The sequence below is a fragment of the Salmonella sp. SA15303 genome (genome assembly GCF_029962125.1).
Lineage (GTDB): Bacteria > Pseudomonadota > Gammaproteobacteria > Enterobacterales > Enterobacteriaceae > Salmonella > Salmonella enterica.
On the sequence record NZ_CP123924.1, the window covers coordinates 1,178,502 to 1,194,410 of the forward strand.

The 15,909-nt window shown below is 54.5% G+C and carries 23 protein-coding genes and 1 pseudogene; 23 read left to right on the forward strand and 1 reads right to left on the reverse strand.

Annotated features, from left to right (window positions below; all coding sequences use genetic code 11):
* Positions 1-89 precede the first annotated feature (89 nt).
* The 14 genes from QEN31_RS05700 to QEN31_RS05765 all read left to right on the forward strand — a co-directional run bounded on the left by QEN31_RS05700 (position 90) and on the right by QEN31_RS05765 (position 7,389).
* A complete protein-coding gene (locus tag QEN31_RS05700) occupies positions 90-554 on the forward strand; it encodes a head completion/stabilization protein (protein ID WP_079970107.1) in 465 nt (154 codons plus the stop codon).
* Positions 554-757 (forward strand): tail protein X, encoded by a 204-nt coding sequence (locus tag QEN31_RS05705; RefSeq protein ID WP_000868175.1) that lies wholly within the window; start codon positions 554-556, stop codon positions 755-757. Before QEN31_RS05700 ends, QEN31_RS05705 begins: the two co-directional genes overlap by 1 nt.
* 3 nt (positions 758-760) lie before the next feature.
* Positions 761-976 carry an HP1 family phage holin gene (locus QEN31_RS05710; RefSeq protein ID WP_000171568.1) on the forward strand — a complete coding sequence of 72 codons (216 nt, stop codon included), beginning with the start codon at positions 761-763 and terminating at the stop codon, positions 974-976.
* Complete coding sequence (locus QEN31_RS05715) at positions 957-1,472, forward strand: lysozyme (protein ID WP_024242291.1); 516 nt, start codon at positions 957-959, stop codon at positions 1,470-1,472. Before QEN31_RS05710 ends, QEN31_RS05715 begins: the two co-directional genes overlap by 20 nt.
* Positions 1,469-1,897 carry an Rz-like lysis system protein LysB gene (lysB, locus tag QEN31_RS05720; protein ID WP_079970108.1) on the forward strand — a complete coding sequence of 143 codons (429 nt, stop codon included), beginning with the start codon at positions 1,469-1,471 and terminating at the stop codon, positions 1,895-1,897. Before QEN31_RS05715 ends, lysB begins: the two co-directional genes overlap by 4 nt.
* Entirely contained in the window at positions 1,782-2,027 is a 246-nt protein-coding gene (gene lysC, locus QEN31_RS05725; protein WP_234826160.1) for an Rz1-like lysis system protein LysC, read from the forward strand. The genes lysB and lysC overlap by 116 nt, the downstream gene beginning before the upstream one ends.
* Positions 1,993-2,424 (forward strand): phage tail protein, encoded by a 432-nt coding sequence (locus tag QEN31_RS05730; RefSeq protein WP_079970110.1) that lies wholly within the window; start codon positions 1,993-1,995, stop codon positions 2,422-2,424. The genes lysC and QEN31_RS05730 overlap by 35 nt, the downstream gene beginning before the upstream one ends.
* The gene (locus tag QEN31_RS05735; protein ID WP_079970111.1) at positions 2,417-2,863 is read left to right on the forward strand and encodes a phage virion morphogenesis protein; all 447 of its coding nucleotides are present in this window, start codon (positions 2,417-2,419) and stop codon (positions 2,861-2,863) included. The genes QEN31_RS05730 and QEN31_RS05735 overlap by 8 nt, the downstream gene beginning before the upstream one ends.
* A gap of 68 nt (positions 2,864-2,931) precedes the next feature.
* Entirely contained in the window at positions 2,932-3,510 is a 579-nt protein-coding gene (locus QEN31_RS05740; protein WP_023232919.1) for a phage baseplate assembly protein V, read from the forward strand.
* A complete protein-coding gene (locus tag QEN31_RS05745; RefSeq protein ID WP_023232920.1) occupies positions 3,507-3,866 on the forward strand; it encodes a GPW/gp25 family protein in 360 nt (119 codons plus the stop codon). The genes QEN31_RS05740 and QEN31_RS05745 overlap by 4 nt, the downstream gene beginning before the upstream one ends.
* Positions 3,853-4,761 (forward strand): baseplate assembly protein, encoded by a 909-nt coding sequence (locus QEN31_RS05750; RefSeq protein ID WP_001655641.1) that lies wholly within the window; start codon positions 3,853-3,855, stop codon positions 4,759-4,761. Before QEN31_RS05745 ends, QEN31_RS05750 begins: the two co-directional genes overlap by 14 nt.
* Positions 4,754-5,359, forward strand: coding sequence for a phage tail protein I (locus tag QEN31_RS05755; protein WP_079970112.1), 606 nt, complete (start codon positions 4,754-4,756; stop codon positions 5,357-5,359). Before QEN31_RS05750 ends, QEN31_RS05755 begins: the two co-directional genes overlap by 8 nt.
* Entirely contained in the window at positions 5,356-6,975 is a 1,620-nt protein-coding gene (locus tag QEN31_RS05760; protein ID WP_080087208.1) for a phage tail protein, read from the forward strand. Before QEN31_RS05755 ends, QEN31_RS05760 begins: the two co-directional genes overlap by 4 nt.
* Before the next feature lie 6 nt (positions 6,976-6,981).
* Positions 6,982-7,389, forward strand: coding sequence for a tail fiber assembly protein (locus QEN31_RS05765; protein ID WP_000006337.1), 408 nt, complete (start codon positions 6,982-6,984; stop codon positions 7,387-7,389).
* A gap of 197 nt (positions 7,390-7,586) precedes the next feature.
* On the opposite strand, the gene sopE is transcribed toward QEN31_RS05765, so the two are convergent.
* Complete coding sequence (gene sopE / locus QEN31_RS05770; RefSeq protein ID WP_000161708.1) at positions 7,587-8,309, reverse strand: SPI-1 type III secretion system guanine nucleotide exchange factor SopE; 723 nt, start codon at positions 8,307-8,309, stop codon at positions 7,587-7,589.
* 210 nt (positions 8,310-8,519) lie between these two features.
* Between sopE and QEN31_RS05775 the strand changes: the two are divergent.
* The 9 genes and pseudogenes from QEN31_RS05775 to QEN31_RS05815 form a co-directional block, all read left to right on the forward strand.
* Positions 8,520-8,741 (forward strand): annotated as a pseudogene (locus tag QEN31_RS05775) (helix-turn-helix domain-containing protein); the annotation flags it as partial.
* 102 nt (positions 8,742-8,843) lie between these two features.
* Positions 8,844-10,016, forward strand: a complete 1,173-nt coding sequence (locus tag QEN31_RS05780; RefSeq protein WP_000046109.1) for a phage tail sheath protein — start codon at positions 8,844-8,846, stop codon at positions 10,014-10,016.
* A gap of 9 nt (positions 10,017-10,025) precedes the next feature.
* A complete protein-coding gene (locus tag QEN31_RS05785) occupies positions 10,026-10,541 on the forward strand; it encodes a phage major tail tube protein (protein WP_001207651.1) in 516 nt (171 codons plus the stop codon).
* Positions 10,542-10,595: 54 nt separating this feature from the next.
* On the forward strand, positions 10,596-10,898 hold the full coding sequence (locus QEN31_RS05790) for a phage tail assembly protein (protein WP_001280963.1): 303 nt from the start codon (positions 10,596-10,598) through the stop codon (positions 10,896-10,898).
* A 14-nt stretch (positions 10,899-10,912) separates the two neighbouring features.
* Entirely contained in the window at positions 10,913-11,032 is a 120-nt protein-coding gene (locus QEN31_RS05795; RefSeq protein WP_000763316.1) for a GpE family phage tail protein, read from the forward strand.
* Positions 11,025-13,832, forward strand: a complete 2,808-nt coding sequence (locus QEN31_RS05800; protein ID WP_001677191.1) for a phage tail tape measure protein — start codon at positions 11,025-11,027, stop codon at positions 13,830-13,832. Before QEN31_RS05795 ends, QEN31_RS05800 begins: the two co-directional genes overlap by 8 nt.
* Positions 13,829-14,314, forward strand: a complete 486-nt coding sequence (locus QEN31_RS05805; protein WP_099949622.1) for a phage tail protein — start codon at positions 13,829-13,831, stop codon at positions 14,312-14,314. Before QEN31_RS05800 ends, QEN31_RS05805 begins: the two co-directional genes overlap by 4 nt.
* Positions 14,311-15,411 carry a phage late control D family protein gene (locus QEN31_RS05810; RefSeq protein WP_080087206.1) on the forward strand — a complete coding sequence of 367 codons (1,101 nt, stop codon included), beginning with the start codon at positions 14,311-14,313 and terminating at the stop codon, positions 15,409-15,411. The genes QEN31_RS05805 and QEN31_RS05810 overlap by 4 nt, the downstream gene beginning before the upstream one ends.
* A 66-nt stretch (positions 15,412-15,477) precedes the next feature.
* Entirely contained in the window at positions 15,478-15,696 is a 219-nt protein-coding gene (locus QEN31_RS05815) for an ogr/Delta-like zinc finger family protein (protein ID WP_000972388.1), read from the forward strand.
* Positions 15,697-15,909 lie beyond the last annotated feature (213 nt).

The following is a 15,909-nucleotide window of genomic DNA, read 5'->3' on the forward strand; positions in this document are numbered from 1 at the left end:
CGTGCCCCGCGCACGGGCGGCACGGGATGGCGAAAGGCACTGCCACATCAAAATTCCGTCCACCGCCCACTTATTCAGGAGAAAGCCGCATGAAGTTTGTTGCGCCCGAACAGGCACCGGAACAGGCGGAGGTCATCAAAAATACGCCGTTCTGGCCTGATGTGGATCTGTCGGAATTTCGCAGTGTGATGCGCACTGACGGTACGGTGACGCAGCCGCGTTTAAAGCAGGTCGTGCTGACGGCGATCTCGGAGGTCAACGCAGAGCTGTATGAGTTTCGCAGACGCCAGCAGATGCTGGGATATGCCTCGCTGGCAGAGGTTCCTGCAGAACAGCTGGACGGAAAAAGTGAGCGCATTCAGCACTATTTCAACGCGGTTTACTGCTGGGCACGCGCCATGCTCAACGAACGATACCAGGACTATGACGCCACGGCATCCGGTGTGAAGCGGGGCGAGGAACTGGCGGAAGCCAGCGGTGATTTATGGCGTGACGCCCGCTGGGCCATCAGCCGGGTACAGGATGCGCCGCACTGCACAGTGGAGCTTATCTGATGAAAGTGCGTGCGCATCAGTATGACACGGTGGACGCGCTTTGCTGGCGTCATTACGGGCGCACGCAGGGTGTCACGGAGCAGGTACTGAAGGCAAATCCGGGGCTTGCCGAATACGGCCCCTTTTTACCTCACGGGCTGCAGGTGGAGCTGCCGGACATTCCGACAACCACCACCGTGCAAACCGTCCAGCTATGGGACTGAATTATGACGCTTGAGCGAATCAGCGCCTTTATCACTTATTGCATCGCCGTCGTGCTGGCCTGGCTGGGCGATTTGTCCATCAAGGATGCCTCAACGCTGGGCGGCCTGATGATTGGTGTGCTGATGCTGGCTATCAACTGGTACTACAAACACAAAGCCTACCAGCTTCTGCGCGACGGGCAGATCTCGCGGGAGGACTATGAATCCATCAATCGTTAAACGCTGCCTTGTCGGGGCCGTGCTGGCTATTGCTGCCACGCTGCCGGGTTTTCAGCAGCTTCACACCTCTGTGGAGGGACTGAAACTGATTGCAGATTACGAAGGCTGTCGCCTGCAGCCGTATCAGTGCAGCGCGGGCGTCTGGACCGACGGCATTGGTAATACATCCGGCGTCATTCCAGGCAAAACCATTACGGAACGACAGGCAGCGGAAGGGCTGATCTCCAACGTGCTACGTGTGGAGCGGGCGCTGGAAAGGTGTGTGAAGCAACAGCCGCCGCAGAAGGTGTATGACTCGGTGGTGTCGTTTGCCTTCAACGTGGGAACGGGCAATGCCTGCAGTTCCACACTGGTGAAATTACTCAATCAGCGGCGCTGGGCGGATGCGTGCCGACAGTTGCCGCGCTGGGTTTATGTGAAAGGTGTTTTTAATCAGGGGCTGGATAACCGCCGTGCGCGGGAGATGGCCTGGTGCCTTAAAGGAGCTGGACTATGACGCGTGCACTGGCAGTAGTGGTGGCGCTGGCACTCGTTGCGCTGGGCTGGCAGTCGTGGCGGCTTAACAGCGCCAGCCACACCATCGAAACGCAGCGCGCGGCGCTGAAAAGTAAAGCGCAGGAACTGACGAAGAAAAACAGCCAGCTGATCGGTCTGTCCATTCTGGCTGAAACCAATAACCGGGAGCAGGCGCGGCTCTATGCCGAAGCAGAACAGACCAGCGCACTGCTGAGACAACGACAACGCCGGATCGAGGAACTGAAACGTGAGAACGAGGATTTACGCCGCTGGGCTGATACTCCTTTGCCTGCTGACATTATCCGGCTGCGGGAACGTCCGGTACTCACCGGAGGTGCAGCTTACCGTCAGTGGTTGTCCGCGAGTGACGCCGTGTCGGCTGGAGCAGGCAGCGCCGCGCACTAACGGTGGTCTGAACGCATTGCTGGATGAAACGGAGGCCGCCTGGGCGGTCTGTGCAGACAAAGTGGACATGATTATTACGTGTCAGGAGCGAAACAGTGAACAAACCACAATCCCTGCGCCACGCCCTTAATAAAGCAGTGCCTTATGTCCGCAATAACCCGGACAAACTGCATCTGTTTGTGGATAACGGTTCGCTGCTTGCCACCGGGGCCAGCTCCATGTCATGGGAGTACCGCTACACCCTGAACGTGGTGATTGAGGATTTCAGCGGCGACCAGAATTTGCTGATGGCCCCGGTTTTGCTGTGGCTGCGGGATAACCAGCCTGATGCCATCAATAACCCGGTGTTACGGGAAAAGGTGTTCACTTTTGAAGTGGATATTCTGCGCAACGATGTCTGTGATATCAGCCTTAACCTGCAACTGACGGAGCGCGTGCTGGTCAGTACTGACGGCAGTGTGTCGAGCGTTGAAGCGGTAGCGGAACCCGATGAACCTGAAGAAATGTGGACGGTGAAACGTGGCTGAATTGCAGAAGGTGGACGACTGGCTGAGTGCCTTGCTGGCAAATCTGGAACCAGCCGCAAGAAGCCACATGATGCGTCAGCTGGCGCAGGAACTGCGCCGGACACAGCAGCAGAATATCAGAATGCAGCGCAATCCAGATGGCAGCAGTTATGAACCGCGCAGGGTAACAGCACGCAGCAAAAAGGGGCGCATCAAACGTCAGATGTTTGCAAAGCTGCGCACCACAAAATACCTGAAAACTGCCGCCAGCACCGATTCTGCCAGCGTGCAGTTTGAAGGTAAGGTACAGCGTATTGCCCGTGTTCATCACTACGGCCTGCGTGATCGCGTCAGTCGCAAAGGACCTGAGGTCCGTTACTCAGAGCGTCGCCTTCTGGGCGTAAATGATGATGTTGAGGCAATGACCCGCGACATGATTCTGCAATGGCTGGCGGGGTGATCTTTGTATCAGCACTGATACAAGTTGCAGCACTGCCGCCTTTCTTCCCCTGATGGCAACCTTTCCCTATGAACGCACAATTAACCGAAATCATGCGCCTTATCACCAACCTGATCCGCACCGGCACCGTGACCGAAGTGGACCGGGAAAACTGGCTGTGCCGGGTGAAAGTGGGCGAGCTTGAAACTAACTGGATTAACTGGCTGACGCTGCGTGCCGGTGGTGCCCGTACATGGTGGTGCCCGTCGCCGGATGAGCAGGTGGTGGTACTGAGCATGGGCGGCAATCTGGAAACCGCTTTTGTGCTGCCCGCCATCTACTCCAATCAGTTTGCGCCGCCGTCGGATTCTGTGGACGGCTGCGTGACGGAGTACCCGGACGGGGGCTGGTTTGAGTACGAACCCGCCACCGGGCGGTGGCATGTCCGGGGTATCAAATCCATGGTGATCGAGGCGGCGGACAATATCACCCTCAAAACCGGTGAGTTTGTGGTGGAGGCTGACACAACACGCATTAACAGCGAGGTGGTGATCAACGGCGGCGTCACCCAGGGCGGCGGCGCAATGAGTTCTAACGGGGTCGTGATGGATAAACACGGTCACACTGGCGTTAAGTCAGGCGGGGAAACATCGGGAGGTCCGGTATGACGTTGTATATCGGTATGAGCAGGAATGACGGGCAGGTAATTGCAGATACCGACCATCTGCGCCAGTCGGTGCGGGATATTCTGCTGACGCCGCAGGGCAGTCGTCTTGCTCGCCGGGAATATGGCTCCCTACTGTCAGCCCTGATTGACCAGCCGCAGAACCCGGCACTGCGCCTGCAGATTATGTCTGCAGTCTATGTGGCGCTGAACCGCTGGGAGCCGCGCCTTACGCTGGACTCCATCACCATCAACGGCAATTTTGACGGCTCTATGGTGGTTGAGCTTACGGGACATAGTAATAACGGAGCACCGGTTTCCCTTTCGGTATCAACAGGAGCAGACAATGGCAGTCATTGACCTTTCCCGGTTACCGCCGCCGCAGATAGTGGACGTGCCGGATTTTGAGACGCTGCTGGCTGAGCGCAAGGCCGCTTTTGTGGCTCTTTATCCTGTGGATGAACAGGACGCGGTGCGGCGCACGCTGGCGCTGGAATCTGAACCCGTCACCAAGCTGCTGCAGGAAAGCACATACCGCGAAATCCTGCTGCGCCAGCGTATTAACGAGGCTGCGCAGGCGGTGATGGTGGCCTATTCGATGGGAAATGATCTTGAGCAGCTGGCAGCCAACTGCAACGTGAAACGTCTGACGGTAGTGCCTGCTGATAATGATGCAGTACCGCCGGTCGCCGCAGTGATGGAAGATGATGAGGCGTTGCGCCAGCGCATCCCTGCAGCATTTGAGGGACTGTCCGTTGCTGGCCCTACGGGAGCCTATGAATTTCACGCCAGAAGTGCGGACGGACGTGTGGCAGATGCCAGCGCAACCAGTCCGGCCCCTGCAGAGGTGGTACTTACCGTGCTGAGCCGGGAGGGTGACGGTACAGCAGTAAAAGACCTGCTGGATGTGGTTGAAAAAGCCCTGAACAGTGAGAGTGTACGCCCGGTGGCTGACCGTCTGACGGTTCGTAGTGCGGAGATCATCCCGTACCGGGTGGAGGCTACCATTTTTCTTTATCCGGGGCCGGAAGCGGAGCCTGTTATGGTGGCGGCAAAAGCCAGCCTGCAGAGGTACATCGCCAGTCAGACGCGGCTGGGACGTGATATCCGCCGCAGCGCCATTTATGCCGCGTTGCACGTGGAGGGCGTCCAGCGTGTGGAGCTGACGTCCCCTCTGGAGGATGTGGTGCTGGATAAGACACAGGCGGCATCCTGTACCGAATGGAGCGTTACCAACGGGGGCACGGATGAATAGTCTGTTGCCGCCGGGTTCGCCGCCGCTTGAGCGCCGACTGGCGCAGACCTGCAGCGGGATTTCCGATCTGCAGATATCGCTGCGTGATTTGTGGAACCCGGCAACCTGCCCGATCAGATTCCTGCCTTATCTGGCCTGGGCGTTTTCCGTTGACCGCTGGGATGAAAGCTGGACAGAAAATGTCAAACGCCGTGTGGTGCAGGATGCTTTCTATATCCATCAGCATAAAGGAACAACCAGCGCCGTGCGGCGTGTGGTTGAGCCGCTCGGCTTCCTGATCCGCATCATTGAGTGGTGGCAGACCGGCGAAACGCCGGGGACGTTCCGTCTGGATATTGGCGTACAGGATCATGGTATCACCGAAGACACCTATCTGGAGCTTGAGCGCCTGATAAGCGATGCCAAACCATGCAGCCGCCACATGACAGGTATGTCCATTAATATGCAGACCAGCGGCCCTTACTGGGTTGGCGCAGCCAGCTACCTTGGCGAAGAAATCACGGTGTATCCGTATATCAACGAAACCATCATTTCCGGCGGCACCGCACATGAAGGCGGGGCAGTCCATGTTATTGACACAATGAGAGTGAATCCATGAGCGCAAAATTTTATACCCTGCTGACGGAGATCGGCGCGGCGAAACTGGCAAGCGCCGCCGCGCTCGGTGTCCCGCTGAAAATTACCCATATGGCGGTGGGCGACGGTGGCGGTGTGCTGCCCACACCCAGCGCACAACAGACCGCGTTAGTTGCTGAGAGGCGCCGCGCAGCGCTGAATATGTTGTATATCGACCCGCAGAACAACAGCCAGATTATTGCTGAGCAGGTAATCCCGGAAACTGAGGGCGGGTGGTGGATTCGTGAAGTTGGCCTGTTTGATGAAACCGGTGCGCTGATCGCTGTGGGTAACTGCCCTGAGAGCTACAAGCCGCAGCTGACAGAAGGGAGCGGACGTACGCAGACCGTGCGCATGGTACTGATTACCAGCAGCACCGATAACATCACCCTGAAAATTGACCCTGCAGTAGTGCTGGCAACCCGTAAATATGTAGATGATAAGGCGCTGGAGCTGAAGGTATATGTAGACGACCTGATGGCAAAGCATCTTGCTGCGCCGGACCCGCATTCACAGTATGCGCAGAAGGACAGCCCGACACTCACAGGGATTCCAAAGGTACCGACGCCAGCGGCGGGTAACAGCACTAAACAGATTGCGAACACGGAATTTGTGGCATCGTCTATTGCGGCAATGGTGGATTCTGCGCCTGCAGCACTGGATACGCTGAACGAGCTGGCAGCGGCTCTGGGGAATGACCCGAATTTTGCCACAACGATGTTAAACGCTCTTGGTGGAAAGCAGCCGCTGGACAATACGCTGACGAATTTAAGCGGAAAAGATGTCGCCGGCCTTCTCGCATACTTCGGTTTAGGAGAAACGATAAATCGTGCCGCCGATGCGCTACAAAAATCACAGAACGGTGCAGACATTCCTGACAAGCCGCGGTTTGTACAAAATATCGGTTTAAAAGAAACCCTGAACCCGACAAAACGCGTGAGTATAGGCAATATCGGAACCGGCGTTTTTGACGGCAGCACACCGTGTATAAATATCGGTGACAGTGACAGTGGATTTATCGGCAGCGCGGATGGCGTACTGGATATTTACTGTAACGGTGCCAAAGTGGGTTATATCAATGGTAACGGATTACACATGCTCACTGATATTCATTTCGATAATGCGCGCATGACCACTAATGGTGACATTTTTAGTTCAGTGTGGGGGGATAACTGGCTGAGTATCTGGATTACTAATCAGCTAAATACCCGTGGAACGATTGACTGGATCAATAGTGAACTGGCAATTCGTGACAACAACATCAACACCCGCGCCACCATTGATTATGTTAACCAGACTTTCGCCCGTAAAAATACCGGCAGCATTCAGGACTGGGGCTGGATTCTGGACGACAGCACCGGATTTATAATGCAGTGGGGAACACTTGGTAACTCAAACGGAACCTACAATTTCCCGCGCGCTTTCCCTGTTGGTTGCTTTGCCGTTTTTGTAACCAATACCAACGCTCAGGGCACCCAGGTGGATAACGCATTCGGATACCCGGTGAGCAACAGTCAGTTTTTTGCCGCCACCAAGTCATCAGGAATGGCCAATCTGGTCAATAATTTTCCTGTAGCCTGGTTTGCGATTGGGAGATAAATATCAATGAGCGAATATTATTACAGCTTTAAAGAAAAAGGTTTTTTCTGGCAACCGGATACCGAATCCGATAATTACCCTGACGATTTAATTCCCCTGACAGATGAGTATTATCGCGAGCTGATGCAGGGCCAGGTGGACGGAAAATATATCGAGCACAGGAAAGGAGGCCCGGTACTGGTTGAGCATCGCGAATATACGCCTGAAGAGCTGGTTGCACAGGCTGAAGCCAGAAAAGCGGAACTTCTTGCTGAGGCAGAGTCAGTTATTGCGCCACTGGCGCGGGCGGTAAAACTGAAAATTGCCACAGATGAAGAGATTAAACGGCTGGAAGCATGGGAACTTTATAGCGTAATGGTAAACCGGGTGGATACAGCTAACCCAGACTGGCCGGAGAAACCAGCTCAGATATAAAAATATAGATATGTAGTAGAGACTGCTGCTATATGTTATATAGCAGCAATGGCTATTTTTTTTGATGGTTGAGTGTATAATTTTAGCACTGGTAAATGACGGTTTAGCTCCGGAGTTAGTTCCTGGGGAAAATTATGGATACTATTGGTTCATATTAATCAGGAAGAGGCTCCGCATATTTTTTGGTTTTTCTGTGTTCAGGGAGTGTATTGTATATATTTATTAGCAATGTTTTCTAGTATCAGTTGGAATTGCTGTGGAGTCGGCATAGCACACTCATTAAACAGTGGTGCAACTTCTGTCATAATGATCTTCTCCGCATAGATTTTAAAGGATGCCTGCTGATGTTGATTGATAAACATACGTGGATACTTACTGTTTGCTGATGAAATCAACGGAGTTATAAAAGGATTGGCCCCTGCGCCGCTTGGCGTAAAAACGTCATTTTTGGTTGTTCCGGGCAGACCTGCATTTTTCGCTGCTTCGCCAATTTCCTGAAGAAAAGGCGCTATGTTGATCCCTTTGCTGATGAGCAAATTACAACACTGATCTTTATTCTTGCTGTAAACTGCCGATAGTATAGCTTCACGGGTCTGGCTGGCGTATGCGGGGTCTTTACTCGCACTACCTCTAATATCTATATCATTGAGCGTTTGAAGCATAAAATCTTTAACGACTTTATTTGTCAACACTGCCCGGCCCTCAGATGCGCTTCCTCGGTGAAAGTGTGTTGCAGAAGACTCAGTGTTCTTATGCGAAATAAAACGTTCCGATAATTTTGACCTTAATTCGATGAAGTGATTTTTTACTGCGAGAATACTTTTTGCTAAAGAATTTTTCTCGGTTGATTTTTCTTTTAGTAGTGTGGTTTCCTGTTTTTGGATTCTAAAATTCTGGGGAGATAAAGTTATTTTTGTCACGGTAATGATCCTTTTATATGTACATAACTCATTTATATATAGATAGCAGGAATACTTTTATTTTTTATAGCAAATGCTATGTCCATCTGATTGATGAATTAGAAAAATTCGGCTGATTCAATTAATGCTACAAATAGTACTATTTTTATTTTCCAGAAACTTTCAAAAAAAGTCCTTTTCGCTCAGGAGGAGCCTTGCCGTTCTGGCATTGAAATGGAGTGTGAGCTGATCGTTGAGCGTACCAGCGCCGGGTTGGAAGTGGTGCGTTCAAAAGGTCGTATTGGTGGCAGGCGTCCAAAGCTCACCCCGGAACAATGGGAGCAGGCCGGACGGTTGCTTGCCGCCGGTGAAACTCGTCATCGTGTTGGATTGCTTTTTGATGTTAGCATTTCCACTCTTTACAAGAAATTCCCTGTAAATCAGTCGCGTTGAAAGTGGCGATATTGTACCAGCACTGACACATCGTGAAATACGTGCGCCGCACGCCTGGCAACCAGAACATAAGGTATCCCTGTCAACCGGAGAGACTGCCTTATGGCTCAGGATTACCACCACGGGGTGCGCGTTGTTGAAATCAACGAGGGCACCCGACCTATTACCACGGTGAGCACTGCCATCGTGGGCATGGTCTGCACCGGCGATGATGCTGATGCGTCCGTGTTCCCCCTCAATAAGCCGGTCCTGCTGACTGATGTGCTCACCGCCAGCGGTAAAGCGGGGGAGTCCGGCACGCTGGCCCGCTCGCTGGACGCGATTGCAGATCAGGCAAAACCCGTGACTGTCGTTGTGCGTGTGGCGCAGGGCGAAACCGAAGCGGAAACCACCTCCAATATTATCGGCGGCGTAACTTCCGACGGTAAGAAAACGGGCATGAAAGCGCTACTGTCGGCGCAGTCGCAGCTCGGTGTCAAGCCGCGCATTCTTGGGGTGCCGGGACATGACACTCAGGCCGTTGCTACTGAACTGCTGGGCGTGGCGCAAAGCTTGCGCGGGTTTGCCTACCTTGCTGCTAATGGCTGCAAAACGGTGGAGGAAGCTATTGCCTATCGCGAGAATTTCAGTCAGCGCGAGGGAATGCTGATCTGGCCTGACTTCATCAACTTTGACACCGTGCTGAAAGCAGACGCGACGGCTTACGCCTCCGCCCGTGCGCTCGGCCTGCGTGCCAAAATCGACGAGCAGATCGGCTGGCATAAAACCCTGTCCAATGTGGGTGTGAACGGTGTCACCGGCATTTCCGCTGATGTGTTCTGGGATCTGCAGGACCCGGCAACCGATGCGGGACTGCTGAACAAAAATGACGTCACCACATTGATCCGCAAAGACGGTTTCCGCTTCTGGGGGTCCCGTTGTCTCAGTGACGATCCGCTGTTTGCCTTTGAGAACTACACCCGCACGGCGCAGGTGCTGGCTGACACTATGGCGGAGGCGCACATGTGGGCGGTGGATGGCGTGCTTAATCCGTCGCTGGCCCGCGACATTATTGAAGGACTACGCGCCAAGATGCGCAGTCTGGTCAACCAGGGATACCTGATTGGTGGTGACTGCTGGCTGGATGAGTCTGTTAACGATAAAGACACCCTTAAAGCCGGGAAACTGACCATCGATTATGACTACACGCCGGTGCCTCCGCTTGAAAACCTGATGCTGCGCCAGCGCATCACCGATCGTTACCTGGTCGATTTTGCCAGCCGTGTCGCTGCATAAGGGGGAATCATGGCTTTACCACGCAAGTTAAAACACCTGAACCTGTTCAACGACGGGAACAACTGGCAGGGGATCGTTGAGTCCCTGACCCTGCCGAAATTCACCCGCAAGTTTGAGAAGTATCGCGGCGGCGGTATGCCGGGCGCGGTGGACGTAGACATGGGGCTGGATGACGGCGCACTGGACACGGAATTTTCAATCGGCGGCACCGAACTGCTGTTATTCAAGCAGATGGGCAAGGCAACCGTTGACGGCATCCAGTTGCGTTTCACCGGTTCCATTCAGCGTGACGATACCGGCGAAGTGCAGGCCGTTGAGCTGGTTGTGCGCGGGCGCCATAAAGAAGTGGATTCCGGCGAGTGGAAAACCGGCGAGAGCAGCAGCACCAAAGTCAGCAGTACCAACAGCTACGCGAAGCTGACCATTAATGGTGAGGTGCTCTATGAGGTCGATCTGGTCAACATGGTAGAAATCGTTGGCGGCATGGACCTGATGGAAGAACACCGTAATGCCCTCGGCCTCTGATTAACCTTAACGGCGCGGGCAGCCGCGCCAGTATTTCATTAACAGGATACGAACATGAGCGACAAGCTGACTGAAAAGACCGTAAAACTGGATACTCCCATCATGCGCGGTAAAGCTGAAATTACCGAAATTGTGCTGCGCAAGCCTCAGTCCGGCGCACTGCGTGGCACCCGTCTGCAGGCCATTATGGATATGGACGTGGGCGCAATGATGACTGTGATCCCACGAATCTCCACCCCGACGCTGACCGCGCAGGAAATGGCAGAGCTGGACCCCGCCGATCTCACCGCGCTGTCGGTAGAGGTGGTGACTTTTTTGTTGCCGAGGTCGGTGCTTGCCGGTTTACCGACAGCCTGACGATTGATGATCTTGTGGCGGACATCGCCACCATCTTTCACTGGTCGCCATCCATCACTGACGTTATGCCGCTGACTGAGGTGCTGGCGTGGCGGCATAAGGCAATTCAGCGAAGCGGGGCCAGCGATGAGTGACAACAACCTGCGTCTGCAGGTGATTCTTAATGCGGTTGACAAGCTCACCCGCCCATTTCGATCCGCGCAGGCCAGCTCAAAAGAGCTGGCTGCAGCCATTCAGCAAAGCCGCGCCCGTTTAAAAGAATTAGATGCTCAGGCGGGCCGTATTGACGGTTTCCGCAAGGCCAGCGCGCAGCTGGCAGTCACCGGTAACAGCCTGAAAGCCGCACGCGAAGAAACTGCGAAACTTGCCACGCAATTCTCTGCTACCAATCGCCCGACGGCGGCGCAGGCACGGCTGCTTGAGCAGGCAAAAAACCGCGTTACGGAGTTACAGAGCAAATATAACGGTCTACGTCAGTCGGTGCAGCGCCAGCGTCTTGCGCTCAATGAAGCCGGACTGGACACGAAAAAACTCAGTAGTGTGCAGCGGGAACTGCGGCAGAATGCCGACGAAACCCGGCAGGCCCTGGACCGGCAGCAGAAATCCCTTAAACGCCTGGGCGAACAGCAGGCGCGAATGAACGCCGTCCGCGATCAGTATTCACGCCGTCTTGAGGTGCGGGATCGCATCGCCGGGGCAGGGGCTACCACTACGGCTGCGGGGGTGGCAATGGGCGCACCTGTTGTGGCAGCAGTTAAGAGTTACGCCAGCATGGAAGATGCCATGAAAGGCGTGGCAAAGCAGGTAAACGGGCTGCGGGACGATAATGGCAACCGCACAAAACAGTTTTATGACATGCAGGATGCCATCAAGGCCGCCAGCGAACAGCTGCCGATGGAGAACGGCGCTATAGACTATGCCGCGCTGGTTGAAGGTGGTGCTCGCATGGGGGTGACCAATCAGGACGATCCTTACGAAGAGCAGAAACGTGACCTGCTGGCTTTTGCATCCACGGCGGCAAAAGCGGCAACGGCCTTTGAGCTGCCCGCAGATGAACTGGCAGAAGGACTGGGGAAAATCGCGCAGCTCTATAAAGTTCCGACGCGCAATATTGAACAACTGGGCGATGCGCTGAACTACCTGGACGATAACGCCATGTCAAAGGGTGGGGACATTATCAACGTCCTGCAGCGTATGGGGGGCGTGGCTGACCGCCTTGACTTCCGAAAGGCCGCGGCGCTGGGTTCAACATTCCTTTCTCTTGGGGCTGCCCCGGAAATCGCCGCCAGCGCCTCTAATGCCATGGTGCGTGAACTGTCCATTGCTACCATGCAAAGTAAACGATTTTTTGAAGGCATGAATCTGTTGCAACTCAATCCGGCGGAGATTGAAAAGCAGATGACCACCGATGCCATGGGCACAATTCAGCGGGTTCTGGAGAAGGTCAACAATCTGCCGCAGGATAAACGCCTGTCAGCCATGACAATGATTTTTGGCAAAGAGTTTGGCGATGATGCGGCAAAGCTGGCTAACAACCTGCCGGAGCTGCAGCGCCAGCTGAAACTCACATCAGGCAGTGGTGCTAATGGCTCCATGCAGAAAGAATCCGACATTAACAAGGATTCATTGTCTGCGCAGTGGTTGCTGGTTAAGACGGGCGCGCAAAACGCTTTCAGCAGCCTGGGGGAAACGCTGCGCCAGCCGCTGATGGATATTATGGGCATGGTTAAGCGCGTGACCGGGGCGTTGCGTCGCTGGGTTGAGCAGAATCCCGTGCTGGCTGGCACGCTGATGAAAGTGGCGGCAGCTACGGCAGCCATTACTGTTGGGTTGGGGGCGCTGGCAGTGGCGGTGGCTGCTGTGCTGGGACCGCTGGCGGTTATCCGGTTTGGCCTGTCCATGCTGTCAGTTAAAGCGTTACCTTCTGCAGCCGCCGCTGCCACACGTACAGGTAGCGTGCTGCGTTTGTTGATCTCTGGTCCGCTGGCTTTGCTGCGCGTGGCATTATTTGCTGTTGGTAGCCTGCTGGGTGCGCTGCTCAGTCCTGTAGGGCTGGTTGTGGCTGCACTGGCAGGCGTGGCGCTGGTTATCTGGAAATACTGGCAGCCCATCAGTGCATTTCTGGGGGGCGTGGTGGAAGGGTTCAGAGCCGCTGCTGCGCCCATCAGCGCCGCTTTTGAGCCGCTCAGACCCGTGTTTCAGTGGATTGGTGACAGGGTGCAGGCCTTGTGGGGCTGGTTCAATGATTTACTTACCCCGGTTAAATCCACTGCCGAAGAACTGAACAGCGCAGCTGCAATGGGGCGTCGGTTTGGTGAGGCGCTGGCGGAAGGTCTGAATATGGTGATGCACCCACTTGAGTCACTTAAATCCGGTGTGTCATGGCTGCTGGAAAAGCTCGGTATTGTTAGTAAGGAGGCGGCAAAGGCGAAACTACCTGCGCAGGTTACGCAGCAGCAGTCCGCCACAGTGAACAGTGACGGCAAAGTGGTGCTTCCGCCAGGCGGGTTCCCGGCTTACGCGGGGATGTACGACACGGGCGGGATCATTCCACGCGGGCAGTTTGGCATTGTCGGAGAAAATGGTCCTGAAATTGTGAACGGACCGGCAAATGTTACCAGCAGGCGGCGTACTGCTGCGCTGGCCTCTGTCGTTGCTGGCGTGATGGGGGTAGCTGCGACACCTGCAGAAGCGGCTCCGCTTCATCCGTTCAGTTTGCCTGCGAGGGCATACCAGCCCCCGCTTGCTAAGGCAGATAGCCCGCCGCCGGTTATTCGTTATGAGATAAATGCGCCCATTCATATTGTCGCTCAGCCTGGGCAGAACGCGCAGGATATTGCCCGTGAAGTGGCACGCCAGCTTGACGAACGGGAGCGCCGGGCCAGGGCAAAAGCGCGCAGCAATTTCAGCGATCAGGGGGGGTATGAATCATGATGATGGTACTGGGTTTATATGTATTTATGCTGCGCACTGTCCCTTATCAGGAACTGCAGTATCAGCGCAGCTGGCGACACGCCGCCAACAGCCGGGTGAACCGCCGTCCGTCAACGCAGTTTCTTGGCCCGGATAACGACTCACTGACACTATCCGGGGGTCTGCTGCCGGAAGTGACCGGCGGCAGACTGTCATTACTGGCGCTTGAACAAATGGCTGAACTGGGCAAGGCATGGCCTTTGATTCAAGGCAGTGGAACCATTTACGGCATGTTTGTTATTGAGAGTCTGAGCCAGACAAAGACGGAGTTTTTTGCCAGCGGAATGCCCAGGCGCATTGAGTTTACGATCACCCTCAAACGGGTTGATGAGTCGCTCTCTGACATGTTCGGGAGCCTGAGTGACCAGCTCAGCAACCTGCAGGACTCTGCAGCTTCTGCTATTGGGGAGATTAAAAACACGGTTGGAGGATTGCTGCAGTGAACGTTAATTCTGATCTCCTGAATCTGAACAGCAAAAGCCCGGCTTTCAGTATCGTCATTGAAGGTAAGGACGTGACGACCGTGCTGGATACCCGCCTGATGAGTCTGACACTGACGGATAACCGGGGCTTTGAAGCGGACCAGCTTGATCTGGAGCTGGACGACGCCGACGGGCTGATCGCCCTGCCGCGACGTGGGGCTGTGATTCAGCTGGCGCTGGGCTGGAAAGGCCAGCCGCTTTTCCCTAAAGGGGCTTTTACCGTAGATGAAATTGAACACAGCGGTGCCCCTGACCGGCTGACCATCAGGGCGCGTAGCGCAGATTTCCGTGAAACCCTCAATACACGGCGCGAAAAATCATGGCATCAGACAACGGTGGGGGATGTGGTCAAGGACATCGCCGCCCGGCATAACCTCAAAGTGGCGCTGGGTAAAGACCTGACGGATAAGGCGCTGGATCATATGGACCAGACCAATGAAAGTGATGCAAGTTTTCTGATGAAACTGGCGAGACAGTATGGGGCGATTGCTTCCGTTAAGGATGGAAACCTGCTGTTTATCCGCCAGGGGCAGGGAAGAACGGCGAGCGGTAAGCCGCTGCCGGTTATCACTATTGAGCGTAAAGCCGGTGACGGTCATCGTTTTACCCTGGCTGATCGTGGCGCCTATACCGGCGTTATCGCCAGCTGGCTGCATACCCGTGAACCCAGGAAAAAAGAGACAACCAAAGTTAAGCGTCGCCGAAAGAAAACCACCAAACCTAAAGAGCCGGAAGCAAAACAGGGGGATTATCTGGTGGGAACGGATGAAAACGTGCTGGTTCTTAATCGTACCTACGCTAACCGCAGCAATGCAGAGCGCGCAGCAAAAATGCAGTGGGAACGTCTGCAGCGCGGGGTTGCTTCATTTTCCCTGCAGCTCGCTGAGGGGCGGGCTGATCTCTATACGGAAATGCCGGTGAAGGTGACGGGATTTAAGCAGCCGATTGATGATGCAGAATGGACCATTACCACCCTGACGCATTCTGTCAGCCCGGATAATGGATTTACGACCAGTATGGAGCTGGAAGTGAAAATTGATGATCTCGAAATAGAATGAGTGGTTCTCAATTTTGTATTTGCATGTATCATTATGGAGAAAACAGGTCGTGATGGAATAATAACTATGATGATTTGCCCAAAGTGTGGACATGCAGCTCATACCAGGAGCAGTTTTCAGGTCACTGATACCACAAAAGAGCGTTACTGCCAGTGCCAGAATATCAATTGCGGTAGCACGTTTGTAACCCACGAAACGGTAGTGCGGTATATTGTCACTCCGGTCCAGATAAATAGTGTACAGCCACATCCCGGCCCTGGTGGGCAGGGGCATATGAATTTTTAGCGCGAGACATCTCTGTTTGACTTATTAATGATGCCGGGGCTATATTCTCATCGTTGCCGCAAAATCGGCACACGGGATTGGCGTCCCGGCTAACTACTCAACGCATAGCCGCGTTAGCGGTTTTTTTTATGCGCTAAGCACGAGCACATTCATATTATGGTGGGCTGTGTGGGGGCTTCTTCGGAAGCGCCGGGTTTGAGTAGCCGGTTACGC

Bases quoted from the DNA above. Each gene is read 5' to 3' on its own strand.
- QEN31_RS05700 (WP_079970107.1), top strand. From the start codon at position 90: ATGAAGTTTGTTGCGCCCGAACAGGCACCGGAACAGGCGGAGGTCATC.
- QEN31_RS05705 (WP_000868175.1), top strand. From the start codon at position 554: ATGAAAGTGCGTGCGCATCAGTATGACACGGTGGACGCGCTTTGCTGG.
- QEN31_RS05710 (WP_000171568.1), top strand. From the start codon at position 761: ATGACGCTTGAGCGAATCAGCGCCTTTATCACTTATTGCATCGCCGTC.
- QEN31_RS05715 (WP_024242291.1), top strand. From the start codon at position 957: ATGAATCCATCAATCGTTAAACGCTGCCTTGTCGGGGCCGTGCTGGCT.
- lysB (WP_079970108.1), top strand. From the start codon at position 1,469: ATGACGCGTGCACTGGCAGTAGTGGTGGCGCTGGCACTCGTTGCGCTG.
- QEN31_RS05740 (WP_023232919.1), top strand. From the start codon at position 2,932: ATGAACGCACAATTAACCGAAATCATGCGCCTTATCACCAACCTGATC.
- QEN31_RS05745 (WP_023232920.1), top strand. From the start codon at position 3,507: ATGACGTTGTATATCGGTATGAGCAGGAATGACGGGCAGGTAATTGCA.
- QEN31_RS05750 (WP_001655641.1), top strand. From the start codon at position 3,853: ATGGCAGTCATTGACCTTTCCCGGTTACCGCCGCCGCAGATAGTGGAC.
- QEN31_RS05755 (WP_079970112.1), top strand. From the start codon at position 4,754: ATGAATAGTCTGTTGCCGCCGGGTTCGCCGCCGCTTGAGCGCCGACTG.
- QEN31_RS05760 (WP_080087208.1), top strand. From the start codon at position 5,356: ATGAGCGCAAAATTTTATACCCTGCTGACGGAGATCGGCGCGGCGAAA.
- QEN31_RS05765 (WP_000006337.1), top strand. From the start codon at position 6,982: ATGAGCGAATATTATTACAGCTTTAAAGAAAAAGGTTTTTTCTGGCAA.
- QEN31_RS05780 (WP_000046109.1), top strand. From the start codon at position 8,844: ATGGCTCAGGATTACCACCACGGGGTGCGCGTTGTTGAAATCAACGAG.
- QEN31_RS05785 (WP_001207651.1), top strand. From the start codon at position 10,026: ATGGCTTTACCACGCAAGTTAAAACACCTGAACCTGTTCAACGACGGG.
- QEN31_RS05790 (WP_001280963.1), top strand. From the start codon at position 10,596: ATGAGCGACAAGCTGACTGAAAAGACCGTAAAACTGGATACTCCCATC.
- QEN31_RS05800 (WP_001677191.1), top strand. From the start codon at position 11,025: ATGAGTGACAACAACCTGCGTCTGCAGGTGATTCTTAATGCGGTTGAC.
- QEN31_RS05805 (WP_099949622.1), top strand. From the start codon at position 13,829: ATGATGATGGTACTGGGTTTATATGTATTTATGCTGCGCACTGTCCCT.
- QEN31_RS05815 (WP_000972388.1), top strand. From the start codon at position 15,478: ATGATGATTTGCCCAAAGTGTGGACATGCAGCTCATACCAGGAGCAGT.